Annotated in this window: 12 protein-coding genes; 7 read left to right on the top strand and 5 right to left on the bottom strand. The window is 65.7% G+C overall.

Annotated features, from left to right (window positions below):
• The first annotated feature begins 90 nt into the window (after positions 1–90).
• Complete coding sequence (locus NV382_RS11470; RefSeq protein WP_260596882.1) at positions 91–2,745, top strand: glycoside hydrolase family 31 protein; 2,655 nt, start codon at positions 91–93, stop codon at positions 2,743–2,745.
• Positions 2,746–2,784: 39 nt separating this feature from the next.
• Here NV382_RS11470 and NV382_RS11465 read toward each other — a convergent pair whose 3' ends face one another.
• Positions 2,785–4,587: an IlvD/Edd family dehydratase gene (locus NV382_RS11465; RefSeq protein ID WP_260596881.1), complete on the bottom strand. Its 1,803-nt coding sequence runs from the start codon at positions 4,585–4,587 to the stop codon at positions 2,785–2,787.
• A 153-nt stretch (positions 4,588–4,740) separates the two neighbouring features.
• Between NV382_RS11465 and NV382_RS11460 the strand changes: the two genes are divergently transcribed.
• A complete protein-coding gene (locus NV382_RS11460) occupies positions 4,741–6,051 on the top strand; it encodes a sugar MFS transporter (protein ID WP_418066685.1) in 1,311 nt (436 codons plus the stop codon).
• Between the two features lie 25 nt (positions 6,052–6,076).
• On the opposite strand, the gene NV382_RS11455 is transcribed toward NV382_RS11460, so the two are convergent.
• A complete protein-coding gene (locus NV382_RS11455; protein ID WP_260600392.1) occupies positions 6,077–6,805 on the bottom strand; it encodes a FadR/GntR family transcriptional regulator in 729 nt (242 codons plus the stop codon).
• 145 nt (positions 6,806–6,950) lie between these two features.
• On the opposite strand from NV382_RS11455, the gene NV382_RS11450 reads away from it, so the two are divergent.
• From NV382_RS11450 to NV382_RS11430, 5 genes are all read left to right on the top strand, one after another.
• The gene (locus NV382_RS11450) at positions 6,951–8,507 is read left to right on the top strand and encodes an aldehyde dehydrogenase (NADP(+)) (RefSeq protein ID WP_260596879.1); all 1,557 of its coding nucleotides are present in this window, start codon (positions 6,951–6,953) and stop codon (positions 8,505–8,507) included.
• A 49-nt stretch (positions 8,508–8,556) separates the two neighbouring features.
• Entirely contained in the window at positions 8,557–9,549 is a 993-nt protein-coding gene (gene araD1, locus NV382_RS11445) for an AraD1 family protein (protein ID WP_260596878.1), read from the top strand.
• 145 nt (positions 9,550–9,694) lie between these two features.
• On the top strand, positions 9,695–10,204 hold the full coding sequence (locus NV382_RS11440) for an RNA polymerase sigma factor (protein WP_260596877.1): 510 nt from the start codon (positions 9,695–9,697) through the stop codon (positions 10,202–10,204).
• 36 nt (positions 10,205–10,240) lie between these two features.
• Positions 10,241–11,167 carry a FecR family protein gene (locus tag NV382_RS11435; protein ID WP_260596876.1) on the top strand — a complete coding sequence of 309 codons (927 nt, stop codon included), beginning with the start codon at positions 10,241–10,243 and terminating at the stop codon, positions 11,165–11,167.
• On the top strand, positions 11,164–13,515 hold the full coding sequence (locus NV382_RS11430) for a TonB-dependent receptor (protein WP_260596875.1): 2,352 nt from the start codon (positions 11,164–11,166) through the stop codon (positions 13,513–13,515). The genes NV382_RS11435 and NV382_RS11430 overlap by 4 nt, the downstream gene beginning before the upstream one ends.
• A gap of 70 nt (positions 13,516–13,585) precedes the next feature.
• Here NV382_RS11430 and NV382_RS11425 read toward each other — a convergent pair whose 3' ends face one another.
• The 3 genes from NV382_RS11425 to NV382_RS11415 form a co-directional block, all read right to left on the bottom strand.
• Positions 13,586–13,885 carry a putative quinol monooxygenase gene (locus NV382_RS11425; RefSeq protein ID WP_260596874.1) on the bottom strand — a complete coding sequence of 100 codons (300 nt, stop codon included), beginning with the start codon at positions 13,883–13,885 and terminating at the stop codon, positions 13,586–13,588.
• Positions 13,886–14,011: 126 nt separating this feature from the next.
• Positions 14,012–14,536, bottom strand: coding sequence for an RNA polymerase sigma factor (locus NV382_RS11420; protein ID WP_260596873.1), 525 nt, complete (start codon positions 14,534–14,536; stop codon positions 14,012–14,014).
• Entirely contained in the window at positions 14,533–16,770 is a 2,238-nt protein-coding gene (locus tag NV382_RS11415; protein WP_260596872.1) for an LPS-assembly protein LptD, read from the bottom strand. Before NV382_RS11415 ends, NV382_RS11420 begins: the two co-directional genes overlap by 4 nt.
• Positions 16,771–16,777: the final 7 nt, after the last annotated feature.

Below are 16,777 nucleotides of genomic sequence, written 5' to 3'. Positions count from 1 at the left end.
GTGGTAGGATTAAATTGATATTCTGCTCGGGAAGCTGTGCTAGCCAGGTCCAGGATGGTGCCGTGGACGCGAGCGGCCACAAGCGGAGGGATGACGGGGATGACGCGGCGTGGGTTGAACGTGGCATGGTGCGGCTTGGCGCTGGCCTTGACCGGCATCATCGGTGCACCCGCACATGCCGACACCCCGGCAATGCACGGTCGTGCGGCGCCAGCCGCAATCGTCCAGCGCGGGCAGGTGCGTTTCACCATCCTCACGGCACAATTGATCCGCATGGAATGGTCCCCCGACAGCCGCTTCGTGGACGATCCCTCACAAATCTTTATCGATCGCGATCAGCCGGTGCCGCACTTCACGGTGACCACGAGCGGCGGCAAGCTGCGGATCGAGACCGCCTCGCTGCAGCTCAGCTATGTGCTGGGCAGCGGTAAGTTCGACGCGCGGAACTTGCAGATCCGATCGAGGAAGCTCGCGCCGGCCTTCGACTGGCATCCGGGCGATCCAGAAACCGGCAATCTGCACGGCACCGCTCGGACGATGGATCGTTATTCGGGCGACATCAACATCGACAGCGGCAAGCGGTTAGATCTCGGCCAGGGTCTGTTGTCGCGTGATGGGTGGCACGTCGTCGACGACTCGACATCGTTTCTGTTCGACGCCGACCTGCGCTGGCAATGGGCCAAGCCGCGCGGCTGTGCGGACTGCCAGGACCTGTATTTCTTCGGCTACGGACATCGGTATCAGCGAGCGCTGGGCGATTATGCCGCCGTGGCCGGACGTCAGCCGATGCCGCCGCGCTTTGCCTTCGGCTATTGGTGGTCGCGTTACTGGAATTATTCGGACCGCGAGATGCGCGATCTGGTCGGCGATTTCGAGCGCTACCAGATCCCGCTCGACGTGATGGTCATCGACATGGATTGGCACCGCACCGACGATCTGAGCTGGGACGCCAAATACGTCAAACGCGACGAGGTCGGGGAATCGGTCGGCTGGACCGGCTATACCTGGAACCGCAGCCTGTTCCCGGAACCGGACCGGTTCCTCGGCTGGCTGCACGACCACAAGCTCAAGACCACGCTCAACCTGCATCCGGCCTCGGGCATTCCCGCGCGAGAAGAAAGTTACCCCGCATCTGCCAAGGCGATGGGCGTGACCGATGGGGCGCCAGTGCCGTTCGAGGCGGCCGACAAGCGCTTCGTGCAGAACTGGTTCGACAAGACGCTCGATCCGCTCGCCAGGCAGGGTGTCGATTTCTGGTGGCTCGATTGGCAGCAATGGCCCAATTCCAAGCTGATGCCGGGCCTGTCCAATACCTGGTGGCTTAACTACGTATTTTATACGCGGATGCAGCAGACCAGCCAGAATCGAGCGCTGATCTATCATCGCTGGGGCGGTCTCGGAAACCATCGCTACCAGATCGGTTTCTCGGGAGACTCGGTGATCTCATGGGCGTCGCTTGCCTATCAGCCCTATTTCACCGCGACCGCATCCAACGTGCTATACGGCTATTGGAGCCACGATATTGGCGGCCACTTCTTTGCCGAGACCACGCCAGAGAGCCAGCGACATATCGACCCGGAGCTCTACGTTCGCTGGATGCAGTTCGGCGCGTTCAGCCCGATCCTGCGTACGCATTCGTCGAAGGAGGCAGGCCTGCGCAAGGAGCCGTGGCGCTTCTCGCCGGAGGTGCTTGCCGCACTTCGCCAGACGGTGGCCCTGCGCTACCAGCTGGCCCCTTACATCTACACCGCGTCGCGTCAGGCCTATGACAGCGGAGTCTCAATCCTGCGGCCGCTATATTATGCCTGGCCCGAGCAGCCGGAGGCCTATCGCGCGACCGGCGAATATATGTTCGGTGACGACATGCTTGTGGCGCCGGTCACTCAGCCGCTCCAAAACGGCGTCGCCAGTGTCTCTATTTGGCTTCCACCCGGCCGCTGGTACGACGACAATCGCGGCGAGGTGATCGAAGGCGGACGCACGATCGTGCGCGACTATCTGCTGGACGAGGTGCCATTGTTCGTGCGCGCGGGTGCCGCGATCCCGATGAACCCGGCATCGGTACACAAGCTTCAGGACGCGGACGATGGCAGGCTCGTCGTGCGCGTCCTGCCGGGCGGTGGCGCGAAGACCCGGGTCTATGCCGATGCGGGCGACAGCGAAGCGTATCGCAACGGCGATTATGCCTTTACCGCGATCGAGACGACGCGCGATGCACGCCAGGCAAAGGTCACGATACGCCCGCGCGAAGGCAGCTACGCAGGCATGCCCGACAGCAGGCAGATCGCGGTCGAACTGGCGAGCGCCGCATTCCCGCAGCGTGTGACCGTCAACGGCGTGGCATATCCGCGATCGGACGATGGGCGTCAGGGAAGCTGGCATTATGATGGCGAGAGCCTGACGGCGCGGATCGTCCTTCCCGCACAGCAGGCCGGCGCTACGCTGAGCGTGACCATCGCTTTCCCCGATGGCGCGCCGCGCATCGATGGACTCCTCTATCGCATGAAGCGCACCGCCGCCGCCGTGGCATGGCTGAAGGAGCAATGGGAGCCTCCGGTGCCGCTACCCGACGACGTGTCGCTGGCGGGACAACTCGGTCGGCTGATCGACTATCACCCGGAACAGCTTGCTGCGCTGATCGCCGCGTTCGATGCGCGCTCGGCGAAGCTCGTGCAGGAGGTGAACGAGACGCGCGCCAAGCCAGAGGTAAAAGCGGAGTTCGCGCGGAAGATCCGGGCGATCTGATAACCTGGCGCCGACAGATGGCGGGCGCCAGGCGGAGCGCTAGTGATTGTCGCGCGGCAGCCCCTTGGTCTGCGCGATGCGCTGGTACTTTTCCGCGCCTTCCAGGATCGCACCGGTCTGCAACTGGCCTACGGTGGCACGCTGGATTTCCTGCCATGGCGTCTGCGAGGCGGGATAGGCATAGCCGCCCGCCTCAACCAGCACGCGGCGGCGCTCGGCCAGCTCGGCATTGTCGATCAACACGTCGGCCGACCCCTTGTTGAGATCGATGCGCACGCGGTCACCGGTCTTGAGCAAGGCGAGGCCACCCATTGCCGCCGCTTCGGGCGAGGCGTTGAGGATCGAGGGGCTGCCGCTCGTGCCCGACTGGCGACCATCGCCGATGCAGGGGAGGGCGTGCACGCCTTCGCGGATGAGATAGGCCGGCGCGCGCATGTTGACGACTTCGGCCGCACCCGGATAGCCGATCGGCCCCGCGCCGCGCATGAACAGCAAATGGCTGTCGGTGATGCCGAGCGACGGATCGTCGATGCGGTGATGATAATCCTCCGGACCATCGAACACCACCGCCGGGCCCTCGAACGCCTCGGGATCTTGCGGGTTGGACAGATAGCGCGCGCGGAATTCCGGGCTGATCACGCTGGTCTTCATGATCGCGGAATCGAACAGATTGCCGCGGAGCACGATGAACCCGGCTTCTTCCTTGAGCGGCGTGGCGAACGGGCGGATGACCTTGGCGTCCTCGATCGTGGCATCGCGGCAATTGTCGCCGATCGTCTTGCCGTTGGCGGTGATCGCATCCTCGTGGATCAGGCCCTGCTTCATCAGTTCGGCGACCACCGCGGGCACGCCGCCGGCATGATAGAAATCTTCGCCGAGATATTCGCCCGCGGGCTGCAGGTTGACCATCAGCGGCACCTTGTGGCCATGCGTCTGCCAGTCATCGAGCGCCAGATCGGCGCCGATATGACGCGCGATCGCGGCCAAATGGATCGGTGCGTTGGTCGAGCCGCCGATCGCCGAATTGACCACGATGGCGTTCAGGAACGCGTCGCGCGTCATGATGTCGGAAGGTTTCAGATCCTCGGCGACCATCTCGACGATGCGGCGGCCGGTGAAATAGGCGACTTCCTGGCGATCGCGATACGGCGCCGGGATCGCCGCCGAGCCGGGCAGCTGCATGCCGAGCGCTTCGGCCAGCGAGTTCATCGTCGTCGCCGTGCCCATCGTGTTGCAATAGCCGGTCGACGGGGCGGACGAAGCGACGAGCTTGATGAAGCCCTCGTCGTCGATCGCGCCGGTGGCGAGCAGCTCGCGCGCCTTCCACACGATCGTGCCGGAGCCGGTGCGCTCGCCCTTGTGCCAGCCATTGAGCATCGGGCCGACCGACAGCGCGATCGCCGGGATGTTCACCGTGGCAGCCGCCATCAGGCACGCCGGCGTGGTCTTGTCGCAGCCGATGGTGAGAACGACGCCGTCGAGCGGATAGCCATACAGCACTTCGACCAAGGCAAGATAGGCGAGGTTGCGATCGAGCCCGGCGGTCGGGCGCTTGCCGGTTTCCTGGATCGGGTGGACCGGAAACTCCAGCGGAATGCCGCCCATCTCGCGAATGCCGTCGCGCAGCCGCTCGGCCAGCACGAGGTGATGGCGGTTGCACGGCGACAGATCGCTGCCGGTCTGTGCGATGCCGATGATCGGCTTGCCCGAGCGCAATTCCTCCAGGCTGAGGCCAAAGTTCAGGTACCGCTCGAGATACAGAGCGGTCATGTCGACATTGGCGGGATTGTCGAACCAGGCGCGGCTGCGCAGCTTGGGGGCGTTGGTGACGGGATCGGTCATGTATGGGTTCCGGGAGATCAGCGGCGAAGGGGCGGGTTTTTGCGTCGACCACGTTGACGCATCTTGGCACCGTATATAGTCAGACAAGATAAATCAGGGCAAGCAGCGGCCTGGCTTTTGCTGCAGCCTGACAGCTAGAGGATGAGGGCGACGATGGCCGGACCAATGCAGATCCCTGTGGGACAATCAGCGTCTGCCGGGCCTGCGCAAAGCTACCGCGCGGCGCTGACGCTGCTCGCCAGCCTGTTCTTCATGTGGGGCTTCATCACCGTCATCAACGGCACGCTGCTGCCGCACCTGCGCAGCGTGTTCGACCTCAGTTATACGCAGACCACGCTGATCGAATCCGTCTGGTTCATCGCCTATTTCTTCGCCTCGATCCCGTCGGCCAAGCTGATCGAGCGCGTCGGGTACCAGAAATCGATGGTCTACGGCCTGGCGCTGATGGCCGTTGGCGCGTTGATCATGGTGCCTTCGGCGCGGCTGCCATCCTATGAGCTGACCCTGTTCGCGCTGTTCGTCATCGCCAGCGGCATCACGCTGCTGCAGGTCGCCGCCAACCCCTATGTCGCGGTGGTCGGCAAGCCGGAAACCGCCTCCTCGCGGTTGAACCTGGTGCAGGCGTTCAATTCGGCCGGCGCCACGCTTGCGCCGTTGTTCGGCGGCTATCTCATCCTCGGGCGGACCACATCGGGCACCGCGGCCGCCGGCGCGGCGGCGCTCACCCCGGCCGAGCGGCTGGCCGATGCGCAATCGGTGGTGCTGCCATACGTGATCGTCGCCATCGTGCTGGCAGTGCTCGCGGTCGTCATCGCACGGTTTCCGCTACCCGCCATGGGTGCTGCGACGCAGCGTTCGGCCAAGGAAGACCGCCAGGGCCATTCGCTGTGGAAGCATCGCAACCTGGTGTTCGGGATCCCGGCGATCTTCATCTACCTGATCGCCGAGATCGGCGTCGGCAACCTGTTCATCAATTTCGTCTCGCAGCCGGATATCGGCAACCTCACGCACCAACAGGCGTCGAACTATCTGTTCCTGCTGTGGGGCGGGATGATGGTCGGCCGGCTGGTCGGCGCGTTCGTCATGCAGAAGGTCGATGCCGGCCACGCGCTCGCCTTTGCCAGCATCGGTGCGACGATCGTGATGCTCATCGCCGCGACCACCACCGGCCACGTCGCGATGTGGGCACTGATCTCCGTAGGCCTGTTCCACTCGATCATGTTCCCGACGATCTTCACCCTAGGCATCAAGGGCCTCGGCCCCTTGACTGAGGAAGGATCGGGATTGCTGATAATGGCGATCGCGGGCGGTGCCCTTGTGCTGGTCCAGGGTTGGCTAGCCGATACTTATGGCCTGCAAGCCTCCTTCTTCCTCACCGCCGCGTGCGAGCTGTATGTGTTGTTCTACGCTTTATGGGGGTCAAAGACGACGGTCGTGCTGCCCGAACAGACCGCCGCACGCTGAATTGCACCGACCTATGGGGCGCGGATCAGCGCTCCATCGCCGATTTGGTATCTTCCAGTGCCAGATCGATCAGCGTTCGCATGGCGGCGCTGGCGCCGGGCGCATCGGCCGCGACGATCGCATCGTAGACGCGGACATGGTCGGGGATTGGGTTACGCGGAAGGTCGCGGGCGCGCTGCTTGAACTGCGTCGTCCAGCTGATGGCGGCACCGATGCTGGCGCTGAGCACGATCAGCGCATCGTTGCGGGTCGCGTGCAGCACCGTAGCGTGAAACTCACGGTCCGCCGCACGTCCCGCTTCGGTGGCGAGCGTATGGCGGCGCATCGCGGCAAGGCAGTCCTTCATCACTTTGAGATCGGCGCGGTCACGCCGTTCGGCCGCAAACGCTGCGGCCGCAGGCTCGACGATCCCGCGCAGCTCGAACAGGCCGCGCACGAACTTGATGTCCGGTTCGCCGGCGAACGCCCAGGCGAGCACGTCAGGGTCCAGCAGGTTCCAGCGATTGCGTGGCAGCACGCGAGTGCCTGCCTTGGGCCGGCTCTCGACCAGTCCTTTCGCGGTAAGCACCTGAACTGCCTCCCGGTATGCGCTGCGCGATACGCCAAGCGTTCCGGCAAAGGCGACTTCACCCGGCAATATGTCGCCCGGCGCATATTCCGCCGAGAGGATGGCAACGCCTAGTTTGTGCGCGATCGCACCATGCAGCCGCCGGCCCGTTCCTCTGCGAACCCGCTCCTCAGCAGGCTCGACCATCGCCGAAGCGGCGACATCGATCTCAGCCGCTGTCTTGATCATCATCAACTGCTCCCCACAATGATCTATTAGCAGCCCGCGGAACCTGAAACACAATTGCCAAAATGCGGGTCTACCGATATGTCCGAGTAATAAGGAGCTGAACATGGCTGATACGCAACATCTCGATCGGTCGCAGCAAGCGTCTGGCTTCAGATCGATCGATGCGCAAAGCGGGCAACCGGTAGGTCCGCCGCTCGCTATCCATGGCCTTGCCGACGTCGAGGCTGCTTGTGCGGCCGCGGAAGGCGCGTTCGATGCCTATCGGGCCATCGACAACGAAGCACGCGCCGCCTTTCTCGAACGCATCGGTGCGGAGATCGTCACGCTCGGCGACGACCTGATCCTCACCGCGATGCGCGAGAGCGGTTTGCCCCGCGCCCGTCTCGAAGGAGAGCGAGGCCGGACCGTCGGACAATTGAAGATGTTCGCGGATGTCGTGCGGCGCGGCGGCTGGATGGGCGTGCGGATCGATCCGTCACTGCCCGATCGTGCGCCGCTGCCCCGGCCCGATCTGCGCATGCGGATGATCCCGCTCGGCCCGGTCGCGGTGTTCGGCGCCAGCAACTTCCCGCTTGCTTTCTCGACGGCTGGCGGAGACACCGCGTCTGCCCTGGCGGCGGGCTGCACGGTGGTGGTCAAGGGCCATCCCGCGCATCCGGCAACCGGTGCGATGGTGGCGGGCGCGATCGATGCCGCGGTGGCTGCGTGCGGACTGCCCACCGGCGTGTTCTCGCATCTCGTGGGGCCGGGTAACGAACTCGGCAGCGCACTGGTGCAGGATCCGCGTATCGCTGCGGTCGGTTTCACCGGATCGCGTGGTGGCGGGCTGGCGTTGGTCAAGCTCGCCCAGGCGCGGCCCGTGCCGATCCCGGTCTATGCCGAGATGTCGAGCGTCAATCCCGTCGTGTTGTTGCCCGAGGCGCTCAAGGCGCGTGGCACGGCACTCGGTACGGCATTCGTCGGCTCGTTGACGATGGGCGCGGGGCAATTCTGCACCAATCCGGGCCTCGTGCTGGCGATCGAAGGCGAAGGGCTCGACGCGTTCGTTGCCGCTGCTGGGACGGCGCTTTGCGAGGCGTCGGCGGCAACGATGCTGACCGGCGGCATCCATGCGGCGTACGAACAGGGTGTTGCAGCGCTGCGCGCGCATGACGATGTGAAGACGATCGCGCAGGGCAAGCTGGGCGAGGGTGTCACGCAGGGGCAGGCGGCGTTCTTCGAAACGAGCGCGGCGCAGTTCCTGGCGGACAAGGAACTGGGGCACGAAGTGTTCGGCGCGGCGTCCTTGCTGGTGCGCTGCACGAGCGAGGACGAGCTTCATGCCGTGCTGCGCGAAGCCGAGGGGCAGCTGACCGCCACGATCCAGATGGATGCCGGCGATAGCGATGCGGCGTCGCGGCTGATCCCGCTGCTCGAGCGTAAGGCGGGACGCATCCTCGCGAACGGCTGGCCCACCGGCGTCGAAGTGTCGCATGCCATGGTGCATGGCGGTCCGTTCCCGGCAACCTCCGACGGGCGCACGACCTCGGTCGGCAGCCTGGCGATCGATCGTTTCCTGCGGCCGGTTTCGTATCAGAACCTGGCGCCCGAACTGCTGCCAACGGTGCTGCGCGACGGCACGGTGGCACCTCGCTTGGTAGACGGCGTGTTCGTCGACTGACCACCTTTGGGGTGGCCGTAGCAGCGGCGCCCTCCGGACGGAGAGATTGATGAGCTTGCGTCTGCTGCAGCACCGTGCCGATGACGGCACGCGGTCGGTTATCGCCGCGACGGCGGAGGGTGCTGCATTCGTTATCGGGATCGATAGCGTTCGTGCGCTTGCGGGCAAGGCGATCGCGGAGGGCCGCGATCTTGCCGCTGCAGCGGCCGCGTGCGGGGCCGGCGCGAGCGTCGACATTGCGACCGAGCTGGCGGCCGGGCGCCTATTGGCGCCGATCGACCATATTGACCCAGCGCACCTGATCATGACCGGCACCGGTCTGACGCATCTCGGTTCCGCCGAGGGGCGTGACAAGATGCACCGCGACGCCGCTGCTGCCGAGACGCAGACCGATTCAATGCGCATGTTCTTGGAAGGCGTGGCCGGCGGCAAGCCTGCCCCGGGCGAGGTCGGACAGCAACCGGAATGGTTCTTCAAGGGCGATGGCTCGGCGCTTACCGGCCCGGGGCAGCCACTCGTATCTCCGCCCTTCGGACAGGATGGCAGCGAGGAGCCGGAACTGGCCGGCATCTACCTGATCGGCCCAGACGGCACGCCGTTCCGTCTCGGCCTGTGCCTGGCCAACGAATTCAGCGATCATGTTACCGAGCGGCATAACTATCTGTGGCTGGCGCATTCCAAGCTGCGCCCGGCGGCACTCGGGCCAGAACTGCTGGTCGGCACCCCTCCCGAGCATATCGGCGGCACGAGCAGGATCTACCGCGACGGCGCGTTGTTATGGGAAAAGCCGTTCCTCTCCGGCGAAGCGAACATGTCGCATACGATTGCCAACCTCGAAGCGCATCATTTCAAGTATCAGCTGTTTCGTCGTCCGGGCGACGTGCACGTGCACTTCTTCGGCACCGCCACCTTGTCGTTCGCCGATGGCGTGAAGACCGAAGAGGGGGACGTGTTCGAGATCGAAGCGGCCCCGTTCACGCTGCCGTTGCGTAACGCGCTCGCCAAGACAGAGCCGACATCGGTGGTGATTCGAACACTGTGAGCAAGTCGCGATATTGTCTCGAGCACGCTTCTTACTCACGGCCGTCGAAGACGTACAAACCAGCCGGCAAGATTGACCGTGAATGCCCGGCGCGGTAGCTGAGTGGCGCCTTTCCCGGACCTTATTGACGGACTTTGGACGATAAATGGCGAGCGCCGGTCTAGAGGCCGTCTTTCTGGCGAACCGTGACAAGCTGCTGCGGTTTCTAGCGTCGCTTGGCGCGAGCGATGCCGAGGACCTGCTGCACGAACTCTGGTTGCGTATCCAATCGGCGCCGATGGGGCCGGTCGCTGCGCCGCTTCCTTATCTGTATCGCGCCGCCCATAATTTGATGCTCGATCGCCACCGTAGCGCCCGGCAGACGGCGGGGCGGGAGCGGGCCTGGAGCGTCGCGGCGGTGGGCGACCAGGAAAGGTCGGACGAGCCTGGTGCTGACCGCATCCTGATCGCACGGGAACAGGCGTCCAAGGCGAATGCCGCCTTGCTCGCGGTCGGCGAGCGCGCCGCGCGCATCTTCCGCCGCCACCGTCTGGACGGCGTGGAACAACGTGTCGTGGCAGCCGAAATGGGCGTTAGTCTGAGCACGGTCGAAGCGGATCTGCGCAAGGCCTATCGGGCGATGATCGAACTGAAGAGGCGCTTCGATGAGGCTTGAACGCAACGGCTCCGTCCTGGTTCTCAGGAGGCCATGATGGCAAAGCACACGGATGAAAACGAAGCGCTCGACTGGGTGGTGCGCGTGGGCGACCGCGCGTTCGACGATTGGGACGCATTTCAGGCATGGCTGGACGCCGATCCTGCGCACGCAGCGCGGTATCAGGCCTTGGCCACGGATATCGACGACATGGTTGCCCTGGTCCCCCCCGAAGCACAGCCGGCCCTCGTCCCGCTGGCGGTGCCGGTTGCCCGCCATCGCGGCAGGTGGATCGGCGGCGCGCTGGCCGCATCGCTGGCGCTGGTCGTCGGCTACGCCACGCTGCGCCACGATGCGGCGCCTTACGTGTTGGAGACCCCCGCCGGCGGGTCGCGCACCGTGGCGCTGGCCGATGGGAGCGCGATCACGATGAGCGGCGGCACGCGAGTGACGCTGGATCGCAACGATGCACGCGTTGCCACGCTGGATCGGGGACAAGCGATGTTCGAGATTCGCCACGATGCAGAGGATCCGTTCGAAGTGACGGTGGGCGATCGGAAGGTGGTGGATGTAGGCACCGCATTCGATCTCAAGCGCACCGGCGACGAGACCCGCGTCGCGGTATCGGAGGGCGCGGTGGATTTTATCGGTGACGCTGATCCCGTACGGCTCGTCGCCGGCCAGGGTCTGGTCGCACGCGACCGCGCTGCACCGGTAATGTCGTCACCGCTCGACATTGCCTCCGTAGGCGCCTGGCGCTCCGGCAGCCTCGCCTATGACGGCGCGCCGATCGCCGAAGTGGCGGGCGATCTGTCGCGCAGCCTGGGGCTGCGCGTGACCGCGGATCGCTCGGTCGCTGCCCGGCCCTTCTTTGGCGTCGTCGTCATCGCTGATATTAAGCGTGATCCGCGGCAGATGGCGGGCGTGCTCGATCTCACCGCACGGCAAAGCGGCAACGCCTGGGTGCTGACCGCCAAGCCGTGATCAGGCATGTTCTCCTCGGGCTGGTGACGTTGGTCGGGGTGGCAGGGCCGGCGCATGCCGGCACGCCGAGAGTCGATTTGCCGGCCGGGCGGCTGGGCGATGCGGTGCTCGCACTCGGGCGGCAGTCAGGTACGACGATTGTCGTTGGCGATCCGCGTTTGTGGGGCCGCGCGGTGCCGGCGATCCGAGGCAGGCTGTCGGTGGCTGAGGCGCTCGACCGGCTGGCGCGCGCGGCCAATGCCGAGCCGCGGCGCATCGGTTCGGGCTGGCGGCTCGTCGCACGTGCCCCGCCGCGTCCCGCGCCGGTGCGACGACCGGCAAGACCAGTCACGATCGTCGAAACCCCGGTCCCCCCAACCGACATCGTCGTCACCGCCAGCAAGCGGGATGTTCGAGCGCGCGACTTTGCCGGACAGGCAGCGATCCTAGGCGGAAGCGATCTTGCATTCGGCCAAGCCGGCGGCACGGACGCGATCCTCGCCCGCTTGGCGACGGTTTCGTCCACCCATCTCGGTGCCGGGCGTAACAAGCTGTTCATCCGCGGCATTGCGGATTCGAGCTTCACCGGCCCGACGCAGACGACAGTCGGGCAGTATCTCGGCGATCTGCGGCTCAGCTACAACGCGCCCGATCCCGATCTGCGCTTGTACGACGTGGCCTCGGTCGAGGTGCTCGAAGGCCCGCAGGGCACGCTGTACGGCGCGGGGTCGCTCGGCGGGATCATCCGGACCATGCCCAACGCCCCGGAAATGGCCGTGACGAGCGGCGCATTGTCGTTCGGTGCGTCGGCGACGCAGCATGGCGACCCTGGCGTGGATCTTGGCGGGACGCTCAACCTGCCGATCGTCGGTGATCGGGCCGCACTTCGAGTTGTCGGATACGGTCTGTCGGAGGGCGGCTACATCGATAACCCGCTGCTCGGCCGCGACGACATCAACAGGACCCGCATTGCCGGTGGACGTGCCACGCTGCGCGTCGATGCCGGCAACGGCTGGACGGTCGATCTCGGGGGTGTCGGCCAGTGGACGCACGGCGACGACAGCCAATATGCTGATCGCACGGGGCCGCCACTGACCCGCCTCAGCGCGATCCGGCAGGGCTTCCGTTCGGATTACATGCTGGGCCAAGCGGTGATCACCGGTGCCGTCGGCGATGTACGGGTCAAATCCTCCACCGGCATCGTCGGACAGTCGCTGCGCGAGCGGTACGATGCCACGCAGGCAGACGGCCCACCCCGCGTCTTCGTGCAGCGCAACGACACCACCTTGATCGCCAACGAAACCCGGCTGTGGCAACCCATGGAAAACGGCTTCGGCTGGGTGATCGGCGGGAGCTTCACACATAACCGCACCCGACTTGCGCGTACGCTTGGGGCCGTCGACGCGCCGGAGCCGGTGACCGGGGTGACCAATCGGATCGACGAGGTGACGCTATATGGTGAGGCCAGCGTGCGCCTGCTGCCTTTCCTCACCGGCACAGCAGGGCTGCGCGCGACACATGCTTCGTTGTCTGGCGTGGGCCAAGACGTGACGCCGCTCATTGCGCTGGCGCAAAGGCGCATCACGGCGGATCGCACCGAGAAGAGCGTGCTGCCCTCCGCATCGCTGATCGCCGCTGTCACCCCCCTGGTTTCACTCTATGCGCGCTATCAGCAGGGATTTCGGCCGGGCGGCCTGGCGATCGAGGGTGATTTTGTACGGCGGTTTCGCAACGATCGTGTTCGTACGCTGGAAGGGGGCGTGCGTTATGGTCTGTCCGGCGCGGACGCCTTCTATATCTCGGCCAGCCTGTCGCATACGCGGTGGCATGACATCCAGGCCGATTTCATCGACGGATCGGGCCTGCCGAGCACCGCCAACATCGGCGATGGACGAATCTGGACAGTCAGCGCGACCGCGGGTTGGCGCCCGGTGCCGGCGCTCGCGCTCGATCTCGGCTTCACGTATAATGATAGCCGCGTTACCGATCCCACCGAGGCCTTCCTTCAGGCATTCTGGCGCAGCGGCCAAGTGCCCAATATAGCGCGTCTGGCCGGACGCATCGGTGCGGATTATCGGCAGCCGATCGGGCGCGATCTCGAACTGCGGGTGGATAGCTGGGTGCGTTATGTCGGGCGGTCGCGGCTCGGCATCGGGCCGGTGCTCGGCGAAACGCAGGGTGACTACGTCGACAGCGCCCTGACGGCGCGGATCGGGCGGCCGAACCTCGGCCTCACGCTTGGGATCACAAACCTATCCGACAGCGTCGGCAACCGCTTTGCGCTCGGCACGCCCTTCCAGACCGGGTCCGGCCAGATCACGCCGCAACGCCCGCGCACGATACGCCTGGGCGTCGATCTCGCCTTCTGACCGGGGCTGTTGGCCGGCGGCCGGCCTGCGGCACGCGGGTGCTCAGCAGGCCGCCCGGTTCATGCCGCGATCAATCGGCCACGTTGATCGGGTTGGTCACGATGATCGTCGGCCGCCCCGTTGCCAGATCGCGCGCTACCATGCCGAACGCCTTGAAGTGGTCCGATCCCATGTGCGTCTGGACCGCGGCCTGATCGGTATAGAGTTCGTTGAACACGTAACGGCGCTCGCCTTCGGCCTCACGCCACAGGTCGTAATATAGCACGCCCGGCTCGGCCCGCGATGCGGCGACACAAACGTCGGCAGCGGCTTCGAACGCTTTCTCTTCGCCCTCTTTGACGGTGACGAACGCGATCACTTTAACGGCCATGCAGATTCTCCATTGTGGTTGCCATGCGATGTGGTCGTGCGAGAGGGTTCGGGCAAGTGTGCGTTTCCACCCGCTTTGCATATCCGGTGTCAGACGTGACTCACTCCATCGGTTGGCGCGCATCGCCTACTCGAGGTCAAGCTCAGCTTTTGCCGCCAGCAACGCGGCATAGGCGCGGCGCAGGTCGCTTTCGACCGTGCTGAGGCTCACCCCGAGGGCGATGGCCACCTCTTTCTGGCTGGCGCCTTCCAGTCGGTGGAGGCGCAGGCAGGTGCGCGCGCGGGGCTCCAGCGCCATAAGGGCGCGGTCGGCGCGATCCAGCGATTGCCGAGCGATGGCGGCGCGTTCGATCGCAGGTGGCCCGGGCTCGATCTCGTCCGGCGCTGTCAGTTGATGCCAATCCCGGTCGCGTAACCGCGCCTGCCGGGCAGAGCGATACCGGTCGCGCATTAGATTGTGCGCCGCGCGGTAGAGGTAGGAAAGCGGTCGGCCGATTGGGGCTGTCGGGCGGGCGTGCAGATTGATCCAAAGTTCATGTAACAAGTCCTCCGCCGCATCTCCTGCACCAAGCGAGTCGAGGAAGCGCAGCAATTGCTGCCGATGCGCGATCAGCACCGCTTCCAGCCCGGCCGAGCCGTCCTGGTCGCTCATCGGCCGAGCGTCTTGATCACGAAGCGCAGCCGGAACGTGTTGCCGCTGGCATTGCCGGTCGTGTCGTATTCGCGCTTCCAGGAGACGCCGACCGAGATGCACTCGTCGTCATAAGCGAGACCGAGGCGCTCGCGGACCGGCTGGAAGCCGTTGCCAAACGACAGTGGGTCCTTGCCGCGCCCCTGCAGGTTGACCACGGCGCCACCGCTCGCCGTCCAGTAGCGTGCGACACGCAGCCGCAGGCCGGCGGTGACTTCCTCGTAATCGGCGATCTTCTCGCCGCCGCCGCCGATATCGCGGCGGTCCGCCACGTCGCCGCGATCGGCCTGGGTATAGGATACGAACGTCTCGGCCGGGCCGGTACTCCAGCTCGCCTGCGCATCGACACGCCGGACCGCGCCGGAGCGATCGTCGAAACGCGCGTGCCCCGACAGGCGCCACGCAGCGCCGACGCGCAGGCTGCCGTCGACCACCACGTCGCTCGTCCGTCCCGACAGCCCGACATCGTCGCGCAATCCGGCAACCGGGTGGCGCAGGAACAGGATCTGCCCGGCGCTGGCGGTGAGCGCCCAATTCGGCCGGTCGTAGCGCCAATCCACACCGTAGGTCAGGCGCGTACCGCCAGCCCAGCGATCCTGGCCGGGTAACGGATTGAGCGCGAACAGCGAATTCGTATCGAGATCGGCGGCGCGCGAATCCTCGTTGGGCAGGACGTCGCTGCCGGCGACCGCGGACGAGGCGAGTTGCAGGCGCGGCGTGATGGTCTGCGTGCCGCCAGCGAGCGGCGCGATCAACGGCCAGCGCAGGTCGAGCGCGCCGGCCGCGATCGCTCGGCCGGCAAGCCCCGGCGCCCCGCGATACTCGGCCGGCGTTTGATCGAGCGCAGAGGTGACACGGTAGCCATCCGCCTTGACCAAAGCGGTCAGGCTCCACAAGCGTCCGCCATCGTCGACGTGCCGAGCATTCCAGGTCAGCCCGGTGCCGGCGCGTGCCACGCTCTGCCCGTCGTCGCGCAGCAGCGAGACGCCGCCGGCATTCAGTTCCAGCGTGCCGGGCAGACCGGTCACGGACAGGCGGCGGCGATAGTCCAGCACCGGTGCGGCGATCGCCTGATCCTCGAGCGTGTCGGAAAAGCTCAGGATCTGGAAACCGTAGGCGGCGGCGGCGAAGTAGCTGTCCCGGTCGATGCGTTCGGCAGTGACGATCGAGCGCAGGCGGTCGTCGCCCGACAAATCGTAGCGGCGCAGATAGGATCGATCGCTGGCGAGCCGCAACGACGCGTCGATCGACCATGAGGGATCGAGCTGAAAGCGGGCGAGCGCATCGATCGAGCCGCGGATCGACCCCTTGCGGCCATCGTCGCTGGGGTCGAGCACGTCGGCGGGCAGCCGCGATGCCTTGGTGATGCTGCCGCCGATCGAGAAGGCGCCGCTCGGCAGCAAACCGCGGTAGCGCGCCTCGACCATCGGCAATACCGCCGAATAGACGTGAGGCGTGATCGTCAGGTCGCGATCGGTACGCGTCTTCCAATAATAGGGTTGGGCATATTCGAGCCCCTTGGTCGCCGAATAAGTGACGTCCGGCACCAGCAGCCCTGAGGCATTGCCCTCATCGGAACCGTCGCTGTGCGATAGGCCGGGCAGCCACAGCACGGGTTGACCCAGCACGTTGAGCCGCGGGTTGCGATAGCTGATCCGGTGTCGATGTTCGTCATGGACGATCTTCGAGGCAGTGATCGTCCAGAACGGGTCCTTCGGACAACCGGCTGCGTCCACCACGTGACAGGCGGTGTAACTCGCATTGTCGAGCGTGGTGATCCCGTTCTTGCGCACGCCGCTGCGCGCCGCCAACCGACGATCGCCCTTCATCGTGACGAGTGGCGCGCTGACGGTACCGTCCTGCAGGCCATCGTCGAGCACGGCGCGATCGGCGTATAGCCTGTTGCCCTTGCCGTCATCGATCGCGATGTCGCCGATTGCGGTGACGATGCCTGCCTCCCGGTCCCAATCGACCGAGTCTGCCCGCAAGCGATGCTCGCCGCGTTTCGCACGGACATCGCCCGATGCCTCGACCCGATCCTGTTTATCGTTCGTCGTCAGCATGTCGGCGCTGAAGTCGATCGGGTCGCCGGCGGGTGCCGTTTGCGCATGGGCATTGGTGGCGGCCAGGGCTGGGATGGCGGCGCCGGCAAGCAACAGAGCACGCCAGCCGAACGTCTCGGATCGAAGGGTCATGCCAGAC

The sequence above is a fragment of the Sphingomonas endolithica genome (assembly GCF_025231525.1).
Classification (GTDB): domain Bacteria; phylum Pseudomonadota; class Alphaproteobacteria; order Sphingomonadales; family Sphingomonadaceae; genus Sphingomonas; species Sphingomonas endolithica.
Note: the sequence above shows the minus strand (reverse complement) of the source record. Positions and strands in the feature narration are given on the sequence as shown.